Annotated in this window: 21 protein-coding genes and 2 pseudogenes; 6 read left to right on the top strand and 17 right to left on the bottom strand. The window is 35.8% G+C overall.

Going from position 1 to position 22184, the window contains the following annotated elements:
* Nucleotide 1 precedes the first annotated feature (1 nt).
* The 5 genes from ACQKNI_RS06900 to ACQKNI_RS06880 all read right to left on the bottom strand — a co-directional run bounded on the left by ACQKNI_RS06900 (nucleotide 2) and on the right by ACQKNI_RS06880 (nucleotide 6202).
* A complete protein-coding gene (locus tag ACQKNI_RS06900; protein WP_098357148.1) occupies nucleotides 2–1645 on the bottom strand; it encodes a flagellar motor switch protein in 1644 nt (547 codons plus the stop codon).
* 334 nt (nucleotides 1646–1979) lie between these two features.
* A complete protein-coding gene (locus tag ACQKNI_RS06895; RefSeq protein WP_098357149.1) occupies nucleotides 1980–4028 on the bottom strand; it encodes a chemotaxis protein CheA in 2049 nt (682 codons plus the stop codon).
* A 128-nt stretch (nucleotides 4029–4156) separates the two neighbouring features.
* Nucleotides 4157–4525 (bottom strand): response regulator, encoded by a 369-nt coding sequence (locus ACQKNI_RS06890; protein WP_088231107.1) that lies wholly within the window; start codon nucleotides 4523–4525, stop codon nucleotides 4157–4159.
* A gap of 146 nt (nucleotides 4526–4671) precedes the next feature.
* Nucleotides 4672–5349, bottom strand: a complete 678-nt coding sequence (locus ACQKNI_RS06885) for an OmpA family protein (RefSeq protein ID WP_088231106.1) — start codon at nucleotides 5347–5349, stop codon at nucleotides 4672–4674.
* Nucleotides 5350–5368: 19 nt separating this feature from the next.
* The gene (locus ACQKNI_RS06880; RefSeq protein ID WP_098357151.1) at nucleotides 5369–6202 is read right to left on the bottom strand and encodes a flagellar motor protein MotP; all 834 of its coding nucleotides are present in this window, start codon (nucleotides 6200–6202) and stop codon (nucleotides 5369–5371) included.
* Between the two features lie 172 nt (nucleotides 6203–6374).
* On the opposite strand from ACQKNI_RS06880, the gene ACQKNI_RS06875 reads away from it, so the two are divergent.
* Nucleotides 6375–6977, top strand: coding sequence for an HD domain-containing protein (locus tag ACQKNI_RS06875; RefSeq protein ID WP_025688340.1), 603 nt, complete (start codon nucleotides 6375–6377; stop codon nucleotides 6975–6977).
* Between the two features lie 27 nt (nucleotides 6978–7004).
* Here the strand turns inward: ACQKNI_RS06875 and hfq are convergent, their stop codons facing one another.
* Entirely contained in the window at nucleotides 7005–7193 is a 189-nt protein-coding gene (gene hfq / locus ACQKNI_RS06870) for an RNA chaperone Hfq (protein WP_088231104.1), read from the bottom strand.
* A 53-nt stretch (nucleotides 7194–7246) separates the two neighbouring features.
* Nucleotides 7247–7465: an aspartyl-phosphate phosphatase Spo0E family protein gene (locus ACQKNI_RS06865; protein ID WP_098252650.1), complete on the bottom strand. Its 219-nt coding sequence runs from the start codon at nucleotides 7463–7465 to the stop codon at nucleotides 7247–7249.
* 238 nt (nucleotides 7466–7703) lie between these two features.
* Between ACQKNI_RS06865 and ACQKNI_RS06860 the strand changes: the two genes are divergently transcribed.
* The 3 genes and pseudogenes from ACQKNI_RS06860 to ACQKNI_RS06850 all read left to right on the top strand — a co-directional run.
* Nucleotides 7704–7823: a YjcZ family sporulation protein gene (locus ACQKNI_RS06860; RefSeq protein WP_000007804.1), complete on the top strand. Its 120-nt coding sequence runs from the start codon at nucleotides 7704–7706 to the stop codon at nucleotides 7821–7823.
* 188 nt (nucleotides 7824–8011) lie between these two features.
* Nucleotides 8012–8478 (top strand): annotated as a pseudogene (locus ACQKNI_RS06855) (VOC family protein).
* A gap of 6 nt (nucleotides 8479–8484) precedes the next feature.
* Nucleotides 8485–8746: pseudogene (locus ACQKNI_RS06850) on the top strand (MFS transporter); the annotation flags it as partial.
* 799 nt (nucleotides 8747–9545) lie between these two features.
* Here ACQKNI_RS06850 and ACQKNI_RS06845 read toward each other — a convergent pair.
* Together ACQKNI_RS06845 and ACQKNI_RS06840 are read right to left on the bottom strand one after the other, a co-directional pair.
* Nucleotides 9546–9665 carry an aspartyl-phosphate phosphatase Spo0E family protein gene (locus ACQKNI_RS06845; RefSeq protein ID WP_280147177.1) on the bottom strand — a complete coding sequence of 40 codons (120 nt, stop codon included), beginning with the start codon at nucleotides 9663–9665 and terminating at the stop codon, nucleotides 9546–9548.
* Between the two features lie 253 nt (nucleotides 9666–9918).
* Nucleotides 9919–10701, bottom strand: a complete 783-nt coding sequence (locus ACQKNI_RS06840; RefSeq protein ID WP_088231101.1) for an SDR family NAD(P)-dependent oxidoreductase — start codon at nucleotides 10699–10701, stop codon at nucleotides 9919–9921.
* 400 nt (nucleotides 10702–11101) lie between these two features.
* Here ACQKNI_RS06840 and ACQKNI_RS06835 point away from each other — a divergent pair, with 400 nt between their 5' ends.
* On the top strand, nucleotides 11102–12007 hold the full coding sequence (locus ACQKNI_RS06835) for a LysR family transcriptional regulator (RefSeq protein WP_001019663.1): 906 nt from the start codon (nucleotides 11102–11104) through the stop codon (nucleotides 12005–12007).
* 63 nt (nucleotides 12008–12070) lie between these two features.
* Here ACQKNI_RS06835 and ACQKNI_RS06830 read toward each other — a convergent pair whose 3' ends face one another.
* The 4 genes from ACQKNI_RS06830 to ACQKNI_RS06815 all read right to left on the bottom strand — a co-directional run bounded on the left by ACQKNI_RS06830 (nucleotide 12071) and on the right by ACQKNI_RS06815 (nucleotide 15404).
* On the bottom strand, nucleotides 12071–12547 hold the full coding sequence (locus tag ACQKNI_RS06830) for a 2,4'-dihydroxyacetophenone dioxygenase family protein (RefSeq protein WP_000528732.1): 477 nt from the start codon (nucleotides 12545–12547) through the stop codon (nucleotides 12071–12073).
* Between the two features lie 209 nt (nucleotides 12548–12756).
* Entirely contained in the window at nucleotides 12757–13545 is a 789-nt protein-coding gene (locus ACQKNI_RS06825) for an SDR family NAD(P)-dependent oxidoreductase (protein ID WP_088231100.1), read from the bottom strand.
* A gap of 346 nt (nucleotides 13546–13891) precedes the next feature.
* Nucleotides 13892–14059, bottom strand: a complete 168-nt coding sequence (locus tag ACQKNI_RS06820) for a hypothetical protein (protein ID WP_427282280.1) — start codon at nucleotides 14057–14059, stop codon at nucleotides 13892–13894.
* Between the two features lie 55 nt (nucleotides 14060–14114).
* The gene (locus tag ACQKNI_RS06815; RefSeq protein ID WP_088231099.1) at nucleotides 14115–15404 is read right to left on the bottom strand and encodes an MFS transporter; all 1290 of its coding nucleotides are present in this window, start codon (nucleotides 15402–15404) and stop codon (nucleotides 14115–14117) included.
* A gap of 827 nt (nucleotides 15405–16231) precedes the next feature.
* Here ACQKNI_RS06815 and ACQKNI_RS06810 point away from each other — a divergent pair.
* The gene (locus ACQKNI_RS06810) at nucleotides 16232–17005 is read left to right on the top strand and encodes an SDR family NAD(P)-dependent oxidoreductase (protein WP_088231098.1); all 774 of its coding nucleotides are present in this window, start codon (nucleotides 16232–16234) and stop codon (nucleotides 17003–17005) included.
* Between the two features lie 106 nt (nucleotides 17006–17111).
* On the opposite strand, the gene ACQKNI_RS06805 is transcribed toward ACQKNI_RS06810, so the two are convergent.
* The 4 genes from ACQKNI_RS06805 to ACQKNI_RS06790 all read right to left on the bottom strand — a co-directional run bounded on the left by ACQKNI_RS06805 (nucleotide 17112) and on the right by ACQKNI_RS06790 (nucleotide 22182).
* Nucleotides 17112–18059 (bottom strand): alpha/beta hydrolase, encoded by a 948-nt coding sequence (locus ACQKNI_RS06805; RefSeq protein WP_098357154.1) that lies wholly within the window; start codon nucleotides 18057–18059, stop codon nucleotides 17112–17114.
* Between the two features lie 273 nt (nucleotides 18060–18332).
* The gene (locus ACQKNI_RS06800) at nucleotides 18333–19328 is read right to left on the bottom strand and encodes a TauD/TfdA family dioxygenase (RefSeq protein ID WP_088231096.1); all 996 of its coding nucleotides are present in this window, start codon (nucleotides 19326–19328) and stop codon (nucleotides 18333–18335) included.
* Nucleotides 19329–19700: 372 nt separating this feature from the next.
* A complete protein-coding gene (locus ACQKNI_RS06795) occupies nucleotides 19701–20990 on the bottom strand; it encodes an MFS transporter (RefSeq protein ID WP_240522834.1) in 1290 nt (429 codons plus the stop codon).
* Nucleotides 20991–21126: 136 nt separating this feature from the next.
* Nucleotides 21127–22182, bottom strand: a complete 1056-nt coding sequence (locus ACQKNI_RS06790; protein WP_088231094.1) for a TauD/TfdA family dioxygenase — start codon at nucleotides 22180–22182, stop codon at nucleotides 21127–21129.
* Between the last annotated feature and the right edge of the window lie 2 nt (nucleotides 22183–22184).

Raw genomic sequence — 22184 nt, 5'->3', positions numbered from 1 at the left:
CTTACAACGTTTTTGTCACTTTCACTCCGAAAAATCCATCTACATTTACAAGTTCACCATACGCCACTAATATATCATTTACATAAATTTGAATCGGTTCGTCAATATCTTCATCCAGTACAACCGCTTCATTTTCTTGTAAACTTAATATATCTTGAATTGTTTTCACAGTACTTCCAAATACAAATTTCACATTCATTTCTACATTTTGTAAGATGGATGTATCCATATATACTGGCTCAATTTGTTTCACTTCTTTAAACTCAATAGGTTGTACAACAGGTGCTACAATTTCTTCCTCTTCTATTTCTTCCTCAATCTTTTCTTCTTGTCCTTCCACCATTGGATATAGAAGTCGTCTCACCATTTCTTTCGCCTCTGAAATCGGTAAAATTTGATACATTTTCGATTGAAGTAAATCACCAATTTCAATGTTGAATGTAATTTGAACAAGCTCATCGCCTTCCATAGCTTCTCCCAAATATTCCATTTCTTCTCGCAGCGTCACAAATTTAACTTCTGGTGGTGTCATATCCATTTTTTCTTTAAACATTTCTGACATGGCAGTTGCCGCATGCCCCATCATTTGATTCATAATTTCTTTAATACCACTTAACTCTAATTCACTTAGCTCTTTCTCCGGGTCAATTTCTCCTGTCCCCATCATCATCAAATCTACCATTGTTAAAGCAACATCTTTCGTAAATACGAATACGTTCTCATTTTTTAATCCTTCAACAAAATCGACATTTAAAATGACGAATGGTACAGGTACCCCATCATAATGACGAACATTAATCGCCTCTACGTGTGGTGTACTAATAGTGACTGGCTGATTTAATAGTGTTGATAATACTGTTGAGGCTGAACCAATTGATATATTTGCAATTTCACCTAGCACATCTTTCTCTTCTTGCGTTAACTGCTCTTTTTTAACATGCTCTTCTGCAATCTCAGTTCCCACAATTTCCGCCGGCTCATTTATTTCTTCCACTTCACTAGATAATTGCAATAATTTATTTATCATTTGTTTCGTATGTTCAACTGAAACAATTTGCACTAATTTAGAGTTTACAAGATTATCTATTTTTAGATCAAACGACACTTTAACAATCATGTTACTTCCATTTATTCCAGAGATTTTCTCCATTTCTTCTGATAATTTTACAACTTTAATCGTCGGTGGAGACATATCTACTGCATCTTGGAAGAATTCCGACATAGATGTAGCTGCGAATCCCATCATTTGATTCATCGCTTCTTGTACAGCACTTAGTTCTAATTCACCAAGTTCTTTTCCTTCTTCCACTTCACCTGTCCCCATCATCATTAAATCAGCAATGGATAACGCAACATCTTGCTGGAGGACAAGTAGATTTTCCATATCTAAGCCTTTTGTGAAATGAATATTTAATACAACATGAGGAACTTCAACATCACTTGTATCATATAAATCTACTAACTCTACATGAGGAGCAGTTATACTTACTTGCCTATTTAAAATTATTGATAAAACTGTCGAAGCTGAACCGAATGATATATTTGCGATTTCACCAAGAATATCGCATTCTTGAGACGTTAAATGCACCTTTTCTTTCTCTAGCACAATTGTACTTGTATCCCCTTGTGTGTGTTGCTCTGGCATTTTCCCCGCCTCCTCATTTCTGTTTTCCATCTAATAATATAAAGTGAAACTTTAATCAGTAGGGGTTTCTTCATCCCCCAATAATTATTAGCTCACACCATTCAGGCCATTATCTTCCGCCTAACTCCATCGCACTCTCCGGATTTTGAGCTAGGGGGTCTTACTGCCCGGAAAATAGCGGGATAAATTCTCAATTATTATATTTTAGCAAACTTATTATACGAATCGTTACTATGCATTTTTTTCCACATTCATGCGATTCATTTTTTCATGTTCGTAATAAACCAAAAGGCTCCCCAATTATATACAAGTGGGGAGCCTTCCTTCATTCCTATTATAAACCTTCTGGGTTTAAAATGAGGACCACTCGTCCATCACCGAGAATCGTCGCGCCAGAGAAATAGTTAGAGCTCTCTGCAAAGAAGTCACCTAATGATTTTAAGACTATTTCTCTTTGACCGATAATTGTGTTTACAATAAGTCCATAGCTGCGATGTGTATTACGAACAATTAACACAGGAACCATTTGACTATCATATGACTCAAACGCCTCATCTACTGTTTTTTCACCAAATACAGTACTTAAATGCTTCACTTCAATAATTTGATTGCGATAGTTTAATACATCTTTCCCTTGTAAGGATTGAATGTCTTCTCTCTTAATTCGAATTGCTTCAACAATATTTCCAAGAGGTAAAGCATAACGCTTATCATTCGTTTGAACAAGCATCGATTGAATAATAGATAATGTTAAAGGAAGTTCAATTCTAAATGTACTTCCTTTTCCTTCTTCAGAATCAATAATCAAATGCCCACCTAAACTATGGATTGTATGCTTCACCACATCTAATCCCACACCACGTCCTGAAAGATCCGATACGACTTCAGCTGTACTAAATCCTGGTTGGAAGATGAGATCAAACACTTCGCGGTCTGTTAATTTATTTGCCTCTGCTTCTGTTACAACACCATTTTTAATCGCTTTTTTTAATACTTTTCCTTTATAAATACCATTTCCATCATCAGTAATTTGAATCACGACATGATTTCCACTATGAAAAGCCTCTAATTTAATCGTGCCTGTCTCGTTTTTACCTGTATCGCGACGTTGTTCAACAGTTTCAATACCATGATCAATCGCATTACGAATTAAATGAACAAGTGGATCACCGATTTCATCAATAACAATTTTATCAACTTCAGTATCTTCACCTGTAATTTGTAAATCAATTTTCTTCCCTAGATCTTTCGCTAACATACGTACCATACGCGGGAAACGGTTAAAAACAGTTTCAATCGGCACCATACGCATATTTAGTAATACATTTTGAATATCCTTTGAAATATCACCTAATCGATTTAAATGCTCAATTAATTCCTTGTTTTGAATTGTTTGTGCCAATTCATCAATGCGCCCACGCTCAATTACGCTTTCTTCAAACATATTCATTAATCTTTCAATTTTCTCTAATTGAACACGAATGGAACGATTCTCCACTTTACCATTTTTCGTTTTCATTGTGCTTTTAGCTGGCTTAGCACTCGTAGGTTGGGTCACCGTCTCTATAGATGTTTCTAACTGCGTAACCACAGCAGGTTGCACCGCCGCTTCTATAGGTGTTTCCAACTGCGCAACCACAGCAGGTTGTATCATTTCTTCTACTTGCACAAATTCCTGTACAACGACTTCCTGCGAAGAGTCCCCTTGCTTTACTTCTACTTTATCAATTTCAGAAACATGAAGTACTACTTGTTTCAATTCTTCTACACTACGATCCGTATTCATAAATACTGTGAACTCAAATCCGAAAGCATCCGCTTCGATTTCTTCAATACTTGGAACTATTTTTTGTATATTACCTAAATTTTGCAGTGCTTCAATACACATAATGGCACGTACTGCTTTTAAAATCGCTTGCTGTTCAACAGTTATGTGTACTTCATGCGAAACTACATTCTCGTTACTTATACGATTGGTCTCTACATGGTCTGTAGAAGTTTCTACATCACCATTCAATAGCTCTTCTAATTTTTGCTTAGTCGATGCAACATCAATATTACCCATTCCGCCTTGTTGCACATCTGCAACCATCTTCTCCAAGTTATCAATGCACTCAAAAATCACATCAATAATATTCGCATTTATCACTATATTCCCATGACGGATTTCATCTAACACATTTTCCATTTTATGCGTTAAATCCGCCATTTCCGTAAATTCCATACTTGCAGACATACCTTTAAATGTATGAGCTGAACGAAATATTTCTCCAACTACACCCATATCAGCAGGATTCTGTTCTAAAATTAGCACATTTTCATTTAGCGACTGTAAATGTTCTTCTGATTCTTCAAAAAATATATTTAATAGATCTGTTTGCATTTTAATCCCCTACCTGTCTAACAAACATTTCATTTATGTATAACAATTTAGTGTTTTATAACGAGAAAAAAGGGGACCACACGTCTATCCGCTATCATTGTTTGATTCCTTGTGGCACCCCTTTTATATTAGCTGTTTGCTACTTTTGTTAAAGCTTCGATTACACGATCCGCTTGGAATGGCTTTACAATAAAGTCTTTTGCTCCGCCTTTAATTGCATCTAATACCATCCCTTGTTGTCCCATCGCAGAACAAATAACAACTTTTGCACTCGCATCAATTTTCATAATTTCTTTTAATGCTTCAAGTCCGTCCATTTCCGGCATAGTAATATCTAATGTTACAATATCAGGTTGAAGCTCTTTATACTTTTGAATTGCTTCTATTCCATTCTCCGCTTCACCGATAACTTCAAATTCAGCCTTACTTTTTAATAAGTTTTTAATCATCGTTCGCATAAACATCGCATCGTCTACAACTAAAATTTTATATGCCATTCTTTTAGACTCTCTCCTTCTATGTATAAAAATATCTTAATATTTCACCTTATCATTCTCACTCATTATACAAAATAAAACGATAAAATTTAATATTTTTTAAAAGAATTTCTGTATTTTTATTATATTATTATTAAAATAATATACTATTCTTTTATATAAATGACAACGCGACGGTTTTTCTCCCAATTTTGCGGTGAATCATTTGGTACAACTGGCTTTGTATCTGCATATCCTACCGCAGCTAATCTTTTATCATCCACATGATACACCTCGATTAAGTGGTGTATCATATTAGCCGCTCTTGCTGAAGATAACTCCCAGTTAGAAGGAAACTTTTCATTATGGATTGGTCTACTATCTGTATGTCCTTCCACAACAATCGGATTTGGTAACGATTGGAAAAATCCAACTAATTGACTAATTATCTCTTTTGCTTCTGGTTTAACGTTCGCATCACCCGTATCAAATATTAAATTATCTACTATAACGATGCTTACTCCTGTATCCTCCCGGTATACATTCACTTGACTAATACCGTTATTATCTACATACGCTTTTAACTTCTTATACAAGTCGTCCATTCGCTTCTTTGAGACCATTTTTTCATCATTTTTTTCATGTGAAATATCTGGTATTGTATTTCCCAATACTTTTGCATCAACTTGCTCCGCGTCACTAAACTTTTCAAGCATCTTTGATAATTTTACTGTATCTTGCTTTGAGGTAGCAACTAGTAATACAAAGAAAGTTAATAATAACATCGTTAAATCTGTAAAAGTCGTCATCCAACGAGGCGATCCCTTTTGCGGTCGTTTTTTCATCATACCACTCCTTGAAATATTAGGCTGCTCGTTTTACTTTTTTTGTCTTCGATTCGTATACATATGTATCTAGTTTTAATTTTAATTTAGAAGGAATTTGTCCACGATACAATTCTGAAATGGCTTCAATTACAAACTTCTTCTCTGTATACAAATCTTCAATACCACGATACACCTTTTCGGCAAGAGGTATTGCAATCATATTTGCAAGTACAGATCCATACAATGTCGTTAACATTGCAACTGCCATCCCTGTACCAATTTGCGATGTATCTTGCAAGTTTTGAAGCATAATGATAAGACCGATTAAAGTTCCTATCATCCCCCAAGCTGGGGCAAAATCACCAATTTTATCTAATAAAGTTGCCCCTTTTCTTAATTCATACACTTCTGTTTCTACATCTTTCATTAACACTTCTTTTAATTCCTCTTCATCGTAACCGCTCAACATGAGTTGAATTCCTTTTTGAATAAACGGATTGTCTACTTGCTCCCCATCAACTTCTAAAGAAAGCAAACCATATTTTTTAGACTTTTTTGAAAAATCAACAAACAAATCCGTTAACTGTTCTAAATCTTCTTCTCTTCTATGTAAAACAGTGAAAATACTTTTCGTATATTTTTTTATTTCTCTAAGTCGATATGCTACAACAATCGTCGCTGTTGTTCCCCCAATGACAATTAAAATAGATGAAACGTCTAAGAAGTTTTTAAAAGCTTTTATTCCGCCGCCGCCAAGCATAATCGCCGCTATCACAATGGCGAAACCTATTATGATGCCAATCGGGCTAGAAATGTCAAACTTCCTTTTTCTTCTTTGTGGTCTAGCAAATACTTGATTTTCGTCTCCCATATTCTCGCCCTTTCCTTTTCATTTTCATAAAACATTTTTTTATTTTAATAATACGTTTTTACATACAGTATGTATTATACGTTTATAATCTATTTATCGCAATATACTCATAAAATTGACACATTTCATTTCCATATTAAAATTATGGTATGGAAATATGAGGAGGATCACGATGGAACATAACATTTTACAAGTCATTGCATTAGCAGAAAAACTAAAATACGAAATGCGACATAGCTGGCTTTCTAACGGACGTCAAGAAAGCGTTGCTGAACATACGTGGCGCATGTCTCTAATGGCCATCTTAGTTGAGCCTTATTTAGATCAAAAAGTAAATATTGAAAAATTACTTAAAATGGTTATCATTCACGATTTAGTCGAAGCGGAAGCTGGTGATATTCCAGCTTTTGATACAATGAATAGTCACGAATTACAATTACAAAAACAAAAAAATGAACTAGAAGCAATTTTAAATATTAAACAAACATTAACAGGTTCTCTCGGCGAGGAATTATATGATTTATGGATGGAATTTGAAGCGAAAGAAACGTACGAAGCACAAGTTGCTAACGCACTTGATAAACTTGAGGTGAAAATTCAGCATAACGAAGCCGATATTGATACGTGGCTACCAATTGAGCATAAAATGACATTCCAAGTAGCAAAACATACAAACTTTGATTCTTTCCTATCTAAATTACAAAAAATTATCGAGCAAGATGGCGAAAAAAAATTAATAGCTGCCGGCATTGACGTTGAAGCTTGCAAACAATAATGAAATAAGACACTCATGTTGAGTGTCTTATTTCATTATTGTTGATACAGCTTGCTTGTAAATAAGTTGTTGCTTTCCATCGACTAACATTAAAATTGTAAATTTATCTATCCCAACAACTTCTCCTACTATTCTAACGCCACTCTTTAAGAAAATTGTAACAGTACCCTTTTCTTCTTTTATTTGTTTATACAACTCTTCTTGTAAATGTTCCAATTACTGTTCTCTCCTTACTTATAAAACATCTTAATATAAAAAACTATAAATTTTCATTTATACATCTTATCTTTTACATTCATAAACTTATTAATAAGTATATCTAAATCTCGGCTAAATAACAAAACTTTATCATGATCCAATCCATGTCTAGCAACAAGTTGAATTAACTCTTTCTTTTTGTTTTCTATTTTATTTTGTAATTGTCCCATCTCCATCTCTATACAAAAACTCCCTTTTCCCATAATATTACTTGTAAAATTATAGTACAAATTCCCACATAAAAAAATATAAAAATGGTTTTTTTTACAATTTTTCATAAACAAATTGTAAATTATATAACATTTCATTTGTATATAACTATATAAACAAACTAAACATATAATCCAAATGAGCTTACAGGCGTTTGTCTAATTACAAATGAGACTGGCTCCTTTTCTATACAAAAACATACTGTATATAGTAGTCCATGAACTATATAGATTAATTTATTAAAGAGGAGGAAAAAACATGAGCTTTGGTGGTAGTTGCGCTGGTTTCGGCGGTGGATTTGCTTTGCTTATCGTACTATTCATCCTTCTAATCATTATCGGATGTAGCTGTTGGGGTGGCGGCGGATTCGGATATTAACATATCATATCCTTTGCGCTAACTCTAAAGGAATGCAGTAAGAAAACTAAAAACTATATGAAAACAGCTCATATTTGAGCTGTTTTTTCATACTTTCGTATGGGTGAATGTACCCCTTATTTGCGATTTCACCTAACAAAATATCGTTTACTATAGAATAAGAAATATTTTTACTGAGGAGGATTACAATGATTAAAGGTCTTTATGAAGCACATTTACCCGTCCGTAACTTAGAAGTATCTATATCTTTTTATGAATCACTAGGGCTCAAATTATATAAAAGAGGAGAAGATATTGCTTTCTTTTGGATTAAAGAAAATGAAGGTTGGCTCGGCCTTTGGGAAGGAACAGAATACAAAGTTAATTATCACTCATCTTTACGACATATCGCCTTCCAAGTAAGCTTACACGATTTAGAAAATGCGATACATTGGCTAAATCAAAAAGGAATTTCAGCACGAAAAGACTTTGGAATGGAACCAATTTAACCCATTGTTTTCCAGAATTAGCACATGCCTCCGTATACTTTAACGATCCTGATGGAAACAGTTTAGAATTGATTGCACAATTACCTGTTGGACTTCCTGCAAAGGAGAAAGTGTATTTAAGCGAATGGAAAAAACAAGTTCAAGCATCATTATTACATAAGGATTAACCTTTTATATCAGTTTCTTATTCCACACTTCTTAAAACAAATACAAACTTCAAAAAACTATTTTATGGTCAAACATTAAGTGTACTTGGAGATTGGTTTCATACGGTAGCTTTATTAACATTCGTCTATAGCGTAACGGAATCTCCGTTTATGATAGCGCTCACTTTTATAAGTAAAGGATTGCCTCAGCTTCTTCTTAGTCCTTTCATAGGTGGAATTGTAGATTGTTTTTCAAAAAAAGATTCTAATTTTCACCGATGTTTTACGGGATGGCTTTTAGAGATTCTTTCTCCGCAAGTTATTGGTAGCCCGTTAGCTATATGCTGTATTTTCGTTAGTTTTATATGGATTTTCTTATTTTATCGTGGGGAACTTAGTGAAGAATCTACTATCACTTAATGAGGTAAACCCAAAAGTAGCTGAATAGCTACTTGGGCTAACCTCTTTTTTATTTGCAGGAAAAACCCAAAACGAGTACTGGATATAAAACGAACAAAAGAGCCTATCTTTATACAGAATGTTTGGATTGTCCATTTTAAGATAGTCGTAGACTGTCTATTCATAAGTTGATATACATTGTATTCCAAAAATTAATCAACCAGATTTTATAGGAGAAGATTTTGATAAAGAATCCATGCATTGTTTTTTAATATAATGGTAAGTTCTGTGAGTATAATAAACTTTTGCAGTAGCAAGATTATTACAAATAGAACACTTAATTTGATAAGAAGCTTTGCTAACATGGGGAGTGTCTAACAATAGTAATGTTTCTTTCATGTGTGAGGTACAGACCCACATAACGTCACCCCTTCATTAATATTTCACAGTAATCTTTACTCTGTGGAGTCACTTTCCTCTTAAGTTTATCTGGCTTTCATTTCTTCAATTGTTCTGCAATTATCTAATTCCAATAGATTGAAATATTTTTCAATTTTTTTATAGGGCTTTTAACTAATCTTTTCTGCCTGCCTACAATTATTGTACTTTCTTTCGAAACAATTTTTATCAGTTTTATATAATAAAGATAATTTCTAGAAACAACTATTAGACATAAGCTACTACCCAAGTTACTCCTGTTTGTTTACTGCGGAATATTTTATCATCATAAATTCATTGACCACCAAATCTAACTTTTGGCTGAATTCAACGGTTTTTTGGTTAGTTAATCCATATTTCTGCGCTGATATTCCATTTCGCGTTTGAATTGATTGTATTCATTTAAATTTTTTTTCAGCTTCATGAAGCTGCCTCCAATCATAATGTAAGCATACTATTTTCCGTAAATTGTATAAGGTTTGATAGCGCTCTTTAACGATTGAATGGCCCCTGCTTTGCTATTCAACTAAATTAAGCACGATTGTGCAATTTTCCACAGAAATTATATAAGGGTGATACGTGTAAAAACTCTCATTCTTTCAAAGATAGGAATTTTATGTTTATTTACACTTTTTGCTCAAGAAGTTTTCTGGTATAGATGGTTACCCATTTCCTTGGCAGCAGGCCCACAGATTTAGCCATGAGTTTATTTTTAAAGCCCGGAATGATTACCCTTTTATTCTTCATTAATCCTTCAAAGCCGCACTTGGCAACCATTTGCGGATCCAACATGTTCTTATTGAACACTTTCGTTCCTGCTCCGGCGAATTGCTGCGTGAGTGTTGTTTTAGTAAAGCTTGGACATAATACTGAAACTTGAACCCCAGTTCCTTTCAGTTCTTCAGCAATCGCTTCCGAAAAGGATAAGACGTACGATTTACTCGCTCCATACATCGACATTCGTGGAACTGGCTGAAAGGCTGCTAGTGAAGCCACGTTTAAAATTTTACCTTGCTTTCGTTTCACCATGTCATCCGCAAAAAGTCTGGTTAAATACGTAAGTGAAATCATATTTAGCTGCAAATATTCCATTTCCTTCTGAATATCCACTTCCGTCATGAATCCAAATCCGCCAGCTCCGGCATTATTAATCAATATATCAATGTCAATTCCCTCAGTTTTCAAGTATCGATGCAGGCCCTCTACCGTTGTATAGTGGCCTAAATCGCCGGCAAAAGTATTTACTTGTATACCATAATCCTTTTTTAAATTCTCGGATTGTTGCTCTAACAACGTTGCGTCTCTGGCAACTAACACTAAGTTATAGCTGTGACCTGCGAAAATTTTAGCGAATTCCAAACCGATTCCTTTTGTAGCACCTGTAATTAAAATAGTTTCTGTTGTCATCCGTCTCCTCCACATGTTTTATTTATCCAGTTGAACAATGAGAAATTGCTTTATTCTAACTTGAATCTGTTACATCCATTGCCAGGACAAGGGCTCGTTTCCCTAATACTTCGATTTCTTTCACACCTTTCTCGTAAGCCCCTATACGACGTGAACATACTAAAACGTTCGCCATCTTCCTTGACTAACACAGACGCTTTCAGGATCCGTTAACCTGCTACTATCTTCAGTAACTATATTTGTCCCGTTAAACCAAGCAATCGTTTTAATTATTTTAGAATCTTCAAAATTTTATAAAAATTATTATTGTTATCAATTATACTTATAAATTATAATTAAATAAAATTAAAGAATTTAATCTGTAAATAAGTAATACTAATATTCGAAAAGGGGAGCGGTCATGAACATTGAGCAATTAGTATATATTATTGAGGTCTCAAAACACAGTTCTCTGACTAAAGCAGCACAGAATCTTCATGTGACCCAATCTACGATTAGCCAATCCATTTCCAGCTTAGAAAAGGAGTTAGGGGTTAAGATCCTTAATCGCTCACGAGGACACGGTGCTGTACCAACCGATGAAGGTAGAATCATTCTAAAACTTGCCTACGGAGTACTGAGAAAAATTGAAGAAATAAAGGAGACAGCCAGCTCATTCAACTCCATGGAAGCGGGAGAACTAAGGTTATCTTCTTTACCCGGATTGACGACGTTTCTAGTAAAAGCTATAGCTGCTTTTAGACATGAATATCCACATGTAAATGTGGAGGTTACCGAAAAAAGTGGACATGCTGTAATTGAAGATATTCGACAGCATAAGACCGACATCGGACTGATTACGTATTCGCCCGATTTAAATGTAAATATGGAAGGAATAGCTTTTGAAACACTATTTGAAGGGAAACAGAAAGTATATGTTTCTAAGCATTCTCCCTTAGCGTTTCTTGGTACCATAACTCCTCATGATATACTTGATCAAACTCTCGTTACATATAAAGGTGAATTTATGCAGTATTTTGTTCAAGATTTCTTTAATAAATATAAACCCTTAAAAATTCTATTTACATCAAACAATATGGATGGAGTTCTCCAAGCCATCATCGAAAGTTTAGCTATTACATTCGCTCCTGATTTCGTAATGAAAAATTATCCCCCTGTCAACAATGGTGATATCATTCCCGTTGATTTGATGAATCATAGAACTGTAAATATTTCTTTAGGAATGGTTCGATCAGAGAATAAACATCTATCCACTTTTGCCAACAAATATATTCATCATCTTAAATCCAAAATTATTCAAAGTTAAGAGAGCAAAAAGAGAAGCTCGTCGCATGTGAACATCGAGCTTCTCTTTTTACAAATCTATCTTTTAAAACTTAGTCACATCGACCGGTTCAATTCCTTCAGCTGCGCAATGCTCATGGTATTTTTTCAAAAATGACTCCCAATTATCTCTGGCAATAATTTCCCCATTCTCACCTAAATAATCTAATGTTCCTTCAACAATATTAAGCGTAATAACTTCTTCATCTCCTACAGCTTGAGGTGTATGTGAAGAGCCAGCTGGCTCATAAACGACATCACCAGCTTTAGAAACCCAAGGATCCTCAAGATATCTCCAAGTGCCTTGGACAGTATAAACAATGACCGTACCAGGATGAAAATGAGCAGGAAGTTGCATAGCCGCAGGGACTTTTAATAGCGTAACCGTCTGTCCGGTTACTGGGTTGGCCTTAAGTAATTTAAACTTCGCATCTCCAAAATAAGGAATCCAAGGTAAATCATCTGGACAAATATTATTAGCATGAAATGCCACTACCTCTTTTACATTTTTTACGTTTCCCATTTATATCGCCTCTTTCTATTTTTTAAAATCAGCACGCTGATAACGCTTACATTAATCGGTTGATTAACTACTGCGAATCTATCATTTTCAGTGTGTTCATAATTAAAAATTAAGTGAAGTGATTATTTTTAACTTATAATTAACTTCTACTAATTCACACCCTCAATTTGATATATTCACGAATTAAGTTTAATTATTTTTTTTGGGACCTACTTAGCACCAAGTCCCCCATCAAGAGTCAATATTTGTCCTGTACAATAATCAGAAGCTGCTGAAGCAAAATAAAGGACTGCTCCTACTAAATCTTTGTCTCTACCTAATCTCCTTACTGGAACTTGGGAGGCAATAATAGGACCGGCCTTATGCACAAGTGTTCCAGGTATTTCTGGGTTATTCATTCCAGTAGTGAAAACTCCAGGAGCAATAGAATTCACATGTACACCATGGCGGCCCCACTTAACTGCAAGATCCTTCGTTAAAGTCATAACTGCACCCTTACTTGTTGTATATCCTACAGAATCTACTGCTTCTGGGTCAGTACCTTTAAAGCCGATTGAAGAAGAAATATTAATGATTTTTCCGTATTCGTTGTCTATCATATGTCTTCCTACAGCCTGACACATTAAAAATGTTCCTGTCACATTTGTATCGAGCATAGCTTGCCATTCTGTTAAAGGCATGTCCGTAGCAGGCGTTTCAAAAACCGTGCCGCTACTGTTGACTAAAATTTCGATTTTCCCAAAATGAGAAACCGCTATCTCCACACCTTGAGCGATAGATTCAGGAACTGTTATATCCAATGATAAGGCAAGTGCTTGTCCTCCTAACGCCTCGATTTCTTTCACAACTTCTTCGCAAACTTCTATACGACGTGAGCAAACTATCACATTTGCACCGGCCTCAGCTAACGCCAGTGCCATTACACGCCCTAACCCGCTACCACCTCCGGTAACCATTGCTGTCTGTCCTGTTAAATCAAACAATTGTGTAGATGACATTCTAGACCCCCTTTAAAATTTTTAATATTCGAAATTTTTAAAACTTACTATATTATGGATTATACTCATAAGTTATAATTAAATAAAATTAAAGATTTTAATGTGCAAATAAATATTATTAATATTCAAAAAGGAGTACAGTATCAATATTGAACAACGACCATAAATATGGAATTTTTTTCTAATTCACCTTTGGAAGTTTGCCATTACATGTTCTCCTGATTTCGTAATAAAAAATTATCACCCTGTCATAAAAGGTGATATCATTCCAATTGATTTGGTGATTCATAAGTACTTAAATATTTCTTTTAGGTTGGTTCGATCAGAAGATAACTTGCTTTTTTTGCTACCTGCGAAGCTCCAAATTCTGTCTTACAACCTCTTTTACTTCATCTTCTACTTCAATATAATCATCCGAGTAAGTCTCGGACATCTTCTCTTGACAATTCCAACACTCGCTGCGATTCCGTTCCATAATGACTAATACTTCATGACAATGTACACAACGATCCATTTAGCAACCTCCTTTTCATATTTACTCCTTTCTTTCCCCGATCCATCATTAATTTTTAAATACTTACTTGCTCCTCTGCTTTTATTGTTGTATGACTTTGATTCGCGGGACGTACAACAATCAAAAACAGTAATCCAATAACGAACATACACAAAGCAGTTACTTGAAATCCATAACGATATCCTATTTCCTCAGTCGCTGCATACTGGATGAAATACCCGAATACGAGCGGAGCAATAATACTTGTTGAGCTTGCAAGAGCAACGTAAACCCCTTGTGCTTTTCCAATGTTTTTTGGAGAAAAAAAATCCATCAATATTGCAGGTGCAAGTGAAAGAATGACATACGCAAAACCTGGAGCAAGGGTGAAAAACAAAATGGATATAGCACTTGAATTCACGGCATTTGCTATATATACACAAAGAGCAGATAGCACCATGGTGGAACCGGCAACATTTATTCGTGCTTTACGAATATCCCCAGTTTTGCGATAAATCCGGTCTGATAGGATAGAAAAGCCAATTTGACTAATGGCAGCGAAAAGAAAAGGTAACGACACAGCTACTTTTAATGTTTGATTATCAAAATGTTGAACTTTGGTAAAGTATGCCGGAAACCATATAGCTTGAACGGACAATAGCCAATAGGCACAACCTCCACACAAAATAATAAAAACAAAATTTTTAGATAAAAGATGCGGAAGAAACTGACGCCAAGAAACCTTGGAGAGGGTTGATGAATGCTGCTCCTCTTGATGAAATGAAGGCAACCCGATTTCTTGTGGACTGTCTTTACCGAAAATGATCCATAAAACTAATACAATCAGTCCAACAATCCCCATGACTAGAAAAGCAGATCTCCATCCATATTGATTGATCAAGGAGATTAATAATGGTGTAGCAATTGCAGGCCCAATTGTGGCTCCACAAAGAACAGCACCAAAGCCTATACCATGTCTATGTTTTGGGAACCATTTTCCAACTATAGCCGTTGATAGAGCAGGGGCTGCACCTTCGCCTGCTCCTAAGATCATTCTTGTAAAGACTAGCAGAGATAGACTAGAAACAAAAGGTGTAATAAATTGAACAATCAACCATACCAGCGACATCCAAGTTAACATTTTTTTCGTGTTTTTGGAATCGGCCATGCCCCCAAGAATGATAGAGGAAAAAGTGAAGAACCAAAAGAAAGAACTTCCCACCAACCCCCATTGCGAAGGACTTAAATGTAACTCTTTCATTACTGGGATGGAAACCAAACCAATGATAATTTTATCAACTTGGTTGATCATACCTGAAGCAATTAGGAATAATAATATAATCCAAGAATATTTTGGGGTGTTCAATATAACAATCTCCCCTTACCTTAAGTTTTCTACAATACCACCGCGACCTTCTTTACCTGCCTTCTCATCTATAAACATCGCTAAATCACGTGCAACTTCTCGGCCGTTTGGCATCGTGAGCCATGATCTTAATAAATGACGTTTACGTTCTTGTTCTTCATAATGTGTATAAAATTACTGCAAGCCTCCCTAAACGTGAAAGCGTTATCATATTTTTGTAGATTGTTTCCTAATAAAAGATCAACTTCAACTCCATCTCCCTTCTCAAATTCTTTGTCAAATAAATTATAGCTTCTTAAGTGCTGTCCTCCTTCTCCGCCTATGCAAGAGTGCTTTAAATAACAACCGATACAACCGCATGGATTGTTATTTAGATTATATTCATAATTTTCAGATAAATAAAATTAAAAGTTTTAATATGTAAGTAAATATCGCTAATATTCAAAAGGAATACAGTTATATGCAGTAAACAATTACAATATATTGTTGAAATCACAAAACACAACTCTCCACCTATCTTCTTCGCTTCTCTCATCCTTGAGATAGACACAAATAGCGGGATAAACGAGAATAGGGGTATGCTCCTCCCCTTGAAGAGCCTATTCAATCGCACAAGACCGATACATTTTACAGAGTAAGGTATCGGTCCTATTTTCATTAATTACAAAATAACTTTTTATATTAGTAATACTTACTTACAAATTAAAATCTTTAATTTTATTTAATTATAATTTATGTGTAAAATTAATAATAGAAATGATTCAATATTCAGGGGATTATTCCAAAGTTTGATCTTTTACGGTTAAATCAAAACAGGGGGTTAAAATATGGACTTAAAGTTATCCGGAAAAAAAGCACTTATTGTTGGAGGAAGCCGCGGAATTGGTAAAGCTACTGCCCGTCAATTGGCTCTGGAAGGTGTAGATTGTACGATTTGTTCAAGAAACGAGTCCTCACTAAAAATTACGGCAGAGGAATTAGCCCAAGAAACAAAAAGAAATATCTATCCGATTGTGGCAGATACCACTGATCCTGACTCCATTCTAAATTTAGTTGAAAAATCAGCAGCGGCAATGGGAGGCATCGATATTTTAGTCAACAGTGGCGCACGTGTTGGGGGCTTTGAGCCAGAAGATTTTAATAGTATTAAAGATGAACTTATTTTGAAAGATTTTGAAGAAAAGTATATGGGCTATTTTCGTTGTATCCGAGCTGTAGCTCCCTATATGATTGAAAATAATTGGGGACGCATTATAAGTATAAGTGGTCTGGCTGCTAGAATTGGCGGTAATTATTTTAGTTCTGGTCCACGTAATGCATCTGTTGTCCATTTAACAAAATCTGCATCATTGGAGTTAGGAAAGCATGGAATTAACGTCAATGCTGTTTATCCAGGGATTGTCGATACTGAAATGTTTAGAAATCGAGTCACTAACGAAGAAGCTGTGCGTCAGATGGCCTCACTCAATGCAATCGGCCGCCTGATTACAGTAGAAGAAATTGCTAATGTCATTACCTTCTTGGCTTCACCTTTGGCAGCATCTATTACTGGTGATGTCATTTCGGTAACCGGTGGAATTGGAGATACCGTTTTTTACTAAAAAGCTAGGTTAGATATTGTAATTGTATCTTAGATTACCAATAATAGTGTATTTAAAAACGAGCCTCGCTAAAATCTGGGGCTCGTTTTTTATAACTTTTTCGATTTCAATCTATCCCTATTGTATATTTAGCAGTATTCAGGAACTTATCAATCTTAGAAATCGTTGATTCAATGTTCTTAGAAAAAATAGCCATGTTTGCAAAAAAGCCGTGGATCATACCAGGTTCACATGAATATTCAACTTGCACACCAAATTTTTTCAGACGTTCCGCATAAGCCATTCCTTCATCCCGAAGTACATCGTTTTCTGCGGTGATTACAATTGCGGGCGGGAGACCACTTAAATCTTCAGCAACCAAAGGAGAAGCGTATTCATTATTCTTGTCCTCATCATTCCTTAAATAATGATCACGGAACCAAACCAGCTGTTCACGATCTAGCCCAAATCCTTTTGCAAATGTTTGGTGGGATTCCGTATTAAACTCAAGATTGGTCACAGGATAAATTAAAACTTGTGCAGTGATGTTAGGGCCTTTTCTGTCTCTCGCCATCATAGTAACTACTGTTGCTAGATTTCCACCCACGCTATCCCCCCCTACTGCCAATCTAGTAACATCTCCGTTAAAAGAGGAACCATTTTCATAAAACCATTCCAATGCCGCATATGCGTCTTCAACTGGAGTAGGGAACTTATACTCTGGAGCGAGACGATAGTTAACAGATACGACAATACTAGCCGTTCTATTTGCGATCATTCGGCAACTTGCATCCACCACGTCAATGTCTCCTAGAACCCATCCTCCACCATGGTAATAAATAAATATTGGGAAGGGACCTTGCCCCTCCGGTATGTATACCCTACATTTGATTTCTTCCTCTTGACTTACCGGTATCATTAAATTTTCTACCTTTGAAACCAGATCTAATTTTACAGCAGGGCGTGGTGCGTTGGAAAGCATATCTCTTACTGCTTTAGGATCCATCGTATGAATAGGTGGCATCTGATTACATGCTTGTAAAAACTTTTCTGCTTGCGGATCTAAATTTACCAAGAAACATCATCCTCACTTCAATTTATTTTCAAACTAACCCGAATATTTCCTAAATCTTTCTTCCTGTCCTGAAACCTTCACATTCACTTCATCATTGAAAAACATACAATGGTGATTTTATTCACCTTATTTCGATGAATAAAATCACCATACAACTTAATATAAGAAAAAATGACGATTTTACTTCTCACTAGCTGTTTATTCCGCATTAACTGGCAGTAATGAGCTTTCCATCAGCAGGGGATGAAGCCCCTACTGATAAGAAGCTTCACTTTATCTATTTACAGGTACTCCTCCGATATAAAACTCGAAATCTGGGGCAATTTTTCTACCATTTGGCATCATAAGCCACAATCTTAATAAATGACGTTTGCGGTCATCTTCTTCATAATCTTCAAATACTGTGCGTGAATGCATAACTGTATAATTATTAACAAATTGCATATCACCTGGTTCCATCATCATATCAATATGCATGTTCTTATCATGAGTAAGGGAATCTAGTAAATCAAATGCTTCGATTTCTAATTTCGTCAAAGAAACATCTGTTTTCGTTTGTGCAGATTCGATATAATTTCGTATCCATCTGCAGCTTAATTTACCATTGTAATAACTAAAGATTGGTGATGAAACTACTGGAGATGAACCTTGTACTTCTTCCCCGCGAAGATCATGGAAGAATGGGCGATAAAGAATTCCAAGATATTCTGGATACTTCTCAAGAATTTCATTATAAATAGCCATAGAACTTGCGATACTACTTAGACCACCAGATTTTGCTTTGCGAAGGCATAGTAAGCCAACTACATCAGCGAGGTCTGTGTGATAAGGAAGGTGTACATTCGTTTGGTAACCACGTACACTAGTATTTTTAAAGTCGAGACCTACGTCTTTGATATGCCCTAAAAGGTCACCTTTTTTACTTTGAATGATTGGAATACCTAGGTAAAGTCCGAGCCCCCAGTAAATGATACTTGCTTCTTCATCAGTATAACGTTCCATTGGCAATCCACGAATCAATAGGAATCCTCTACCATTTTCCAGCTCGTCAACAAAGTAAGTGATCTCGTCAGCAAGATCCGGAATCTGAAAATCTTCTTTTCCAAACTCAGGTGCTTTTAATCCCTTACGCTGAACATGTAATACAGCCTTCTCAAGTGCAGCAATCATTTTTTCGGACAAATAATAAATCCATGAATCATCTTTAGCTAGTTCAATACCCTTCCACACTGAACGCCCTTGAATTTCCCTCTTTAAAATGATCGACATAAATAATCCTCCTTTATTAATTTGGTTATTTTCCCACTTAAGATGACTGAATTTTTTTATCATTAACAATGCAGAAAAGAGAAGTTCCTTAATCGCTCCTTGCCCCTGACCTCTCGCTATCTCCCGAAACATCGATAACACTTACACCGGAAAATAGATTGAATATTCAGTTTTTATGTCACAAGTAAGTTGCATGAATATATACCGGCATCCAATCACACAAACACCCCTTTCAAAAAACTAAGTAATAGATTCATTGGCTACATTATCCATCAACATAGTTATGGTCCCCTTACCTCAATTTGATATATTCACTAACTACGGCGATTCTTCTTTGAAGTTATTACTGTGCCCTTACTTGCTGTATATCTTTTAAATACTCACTTGCTCCTCTGCTTTTATTTTTATGCTGTCTTGCTTTGCGGGACGTACAACGATCCAAAACAATAATCCGATTATGAACATCCCAAAAGCAGTTACTTGAAATCCATAACGATATCCCATTGCCTCAGTCGCTGCATATTGGATGAAATACCCGAATACGAGTGGAGCAATAATACTTGTTGAGCTTGCAAGAGCAATGAACGTCCCTTGGGCTTTTCCGATGTTCTTAGGAGAAAAAAAATCCATAAATATTGCGGGCGCGAGTGAAAGAATGACATACGCAAAACCTGGAGCAAGGGTGAAGAACAGGATGGATACAGCAGAAGAATTCACAACATTTGCTAGATATACACAAAGAGCAGATAGCACCATCATGGAACCGGCAAGATTTATTCGCGCTTTACGAATATCCCCAGTTTTGCGATAAATCCGGTCTGATAGCAAGGAAAATCCGATTTGGCTAATGGCGGCGAAAAGAAAAGGTAATGACACGGCTAACTTTAATGTTTGACCATTAAAATGTTGAACTTTAGTAAAATACGCTGGAAACCATATTGCTTGAACGGACAATAACCAATAAGCACAACCTCCACATAAAACAGTAAACACAAAATTTTTAGATAAAAGATGCGGAAGAAACTGACGCCAAGAAACCTTAGAAAGGGTTGATGAATGCTGCTCCTCTTGATGAAATGAAGGCAATCCAATTTCTTGTGGACTTTCTTTGCCGAAAATGACCCATAAAACTAGCACAACAAATCCAACAATCCCCATAGCTATAAAAGCAGATCTCCATCCATATTGATCGATTAAAGAGATTAATAATGGTGAAGCAATAGCTGCTCCGCCTGTTGTTCCTAACAGAACGGCCCCAAAACCTATACCATGTCTGTGTTTCGGAAACCATTTCCCCATTATTGCCGTTGATAGGGCAGGTGCTGGACCCTCGCCTGCTCCCAAGATCATTCTTGTAAAGACTAATAGAGACAGAGTGGAAACAAAAGGTGTAAGAAATTGAACAATCAACCATGTAAGTGACATCCAAGTTAACATTTTTTTCGTATTTTTGGAATCGGCCATACCACCAAGAATGATAGAAGAAAAAGTAAAGAACCAAAAGAAAGAACTTCCTACCAATCCCCATTGTGAAGGGCTTAAATGTAATTCTTTCATAAGGGGAACGGAAACCAAACCAATAACAATTTTATCAACTTGATTGATCATACCTGAAGCAACTAGAAATAATAATATAATCCAAGAATACTTTGGAGTGCTCAACGTATAAATCCCCCCTATTTTTACCATCAAGGGAAAACCTTTTCCTACCATCTGAAAAGGCGTTCCCCATTACATGAATCAATTGGTGTTGTAATAAATTGGTTTATAAAGGTCAGTCTTTCGGATTTAAACTCAATTACTTTAAGTTTTCTACAATACCACCAGATGTTTTTCCACGGACTGGAATACCACCGCGACCGGCTTTACCTGTTTTCTCATCAATAAACATCGCGAAATCATTTGCAATTTCTCGGCCATTTGGCATCGTGAGCCATAATCTTAATAAATGGCGTTTTCGTTCCTGTTCTTCATAGTCTTCATATTGAGTACGTGAGTGAAGAACTGTATAATTATTAACGAATTGCATATCACCTTCTTCCAGCATCATATTATAATGCATATTTTCATCATGAAGGATGGAATCCAGTATGTCTAAAGCTTCAATTTCAACTTTTGACAAATGGATACCCGTTTTCGCTTGTGCTGATTCAATAAATGTACGGACATATCTGCAGCTCAATTTACCATCATAGTAACTAAAAATCGGTGATGTAAATACTGGTGATTCACCTGGTGACTCCTCCCCACGTCGATCAAAGTTGAATGGACGACAGAGAATTCCCAGATACTCTGGGTACTTCTCAAGAATTTCATTATAAACAGCCATTGAACTTATGATACTACTGAAACCCCCGGATTTCCCTTTTCGAAGACTTAATAATCCGACGACATCAGATCCATCCGCGTGAAAAGGCAGATGCAATTTCGTTTGGTAACCGCGTACATTTGAATTTTCTAAACTCAGACCTTGATCAATGACGTGCCCTAAGAGATCACCGTTTGCGTTTTGCGATACCGGAATGCCCATGTGAAGTCCGAGCCCCCAATAAATAGTGCTCACTTCTTCATCCGTATACCTTTCCATTGGCAATCCACGAATTAATAGAAACCCCCTCCCATTCTCTAACTCTTCCACAAAGTATGCAATTTCGTCAGAGAGATCCGGAATCAGGAAGTCTTCCTTGTTAAAATTAGGTGCTTTTAAACCCTTTTGTTTAACAAGAAATAAAGCGCTTTCAAGAGATGCTATTGTTTTCTCAGATAAATAATAAACCCATGAATCATCTTTAGCTAAATCAATACCTTTCCACGCTACTGGTCCTTGAACCTTTTCCTTTAAAATGAGCGACATAC

It is taken from the genome of Bacillus sp. NPDC094064 (genome assembly GCF_050279585.1).
GTDB lineage: Bacteria > Bacillota > Bacilli > Bacillales > Bacillaceae_G > Bacillus_A.
The sequence above is the reverse complement of the archived record's forward strand: the minus strand, read 5'-3'. Positions and strand labels throughout refer to the sequence as shown.

Coding starts and splice junctions, on each gene's coding strand:
- ACQKNI_RS06840 (WP_088231101.1), bottom strand. CDS start 10,701: ATGACAACAGAAACTATTTTAATTACAGGTGCTACAAAAGGAATCGGT.
- ACQKNI_RS06830 (WP_000528732.1), bottom strand. CDS start 12,547: ATGGGAAACGTAAAAAATGTAAAAGAGGTAGTGGCATTTCATGCTAAT.
- ACQKNI_RS06875 (WP_025688340.1), top strand. CDS start 6,375: ATGGAACATAACATTTTACAAGTCATTGCATTAGCAGAAAAACTAAAA.
- ACQKNI_RS06810 (WP_088231098.1), top strand. CDS start 16,232: ATGGACTTAAAGTTATCCGGAAAAAAAGCACTTATTGTTGGAGGAAGC.
- ACQKNI_RS06880 (WP_098357151.1), bottom strand. CDS start 6,202: ATGGGAGACGAAAATCAAGTATTTGCTAGACCACAAAGAAGAAAAAGG.
- ACQKNI_RS06790 (WP_088231094.1), bottom strand. CDS start 22,182: ATGTCGCTCATTTTAAAGGAAAAGGTTCAAGGACCAGTAGCGTGGAAA.
- ACQKNI_RS06800 (WP_088231096.1), bottom strand. CDS start 19,328: ATGTCGATCATTTTAAAGAGGGAAATTCAAGGGCGTTCAGTGTGGAAG.
- ACQKNI_RS06900 (WP_098357148.1), bottom strand. CDS start 1,645: ATGCCAGAGCAACACACACAAGGGGATACAAGTACAATTGTGCTAGAG.
- ACQKNI_RS06890 (WP_088231107.1), bottom strand. CDS start 4,525: ATGGCATATAAAATTTTAGTTGTAGACGATGCGATGTTTATGCGAACG.
- ACQKNI_RS06820 (WP_427282280.1), bottom strand. CDS start 14,059: ATGGATCGTTGTGTACATTGTCATGAAGTATTAGTCATTATGGAACGG.
- ACQKNI_RS06885 (WP_088231106.1), bottom strand. CDS start 5,349: ATGAAAAAACGACCGCAAAAGGGATCGCCTCGTTGGATGACGACTTTT.
- ACQKNI_RS06860 (WP_000007804.1), top strand. CDS start 7,704: ATGAGCTTTGGTGGTAGTTGCGCTGGTTTCGGCGGTGGATTTGCTTTG.
- ACQKNI_RS06835 (WP_001019663.1), top strand. CDS start 11,102: ATGAACATTGAGCAATTAGTATATATTATTGAGGTCTCAAAACACAGT.
- ACQKNI_RS06825 (WP_088231100.1), bottom strand. CDS start 13,545: ATGTCATCTACACAATTGTTTGATTTAACAGGACAGACAGCAATGGTT.
- ACQKNI_RS06895 (WP_098357149.1), bottom strand. CDS start 4,028: ATGCAAACAGATCTATTAAATATATTTTTTGAAGAATCAGAAGAACAT.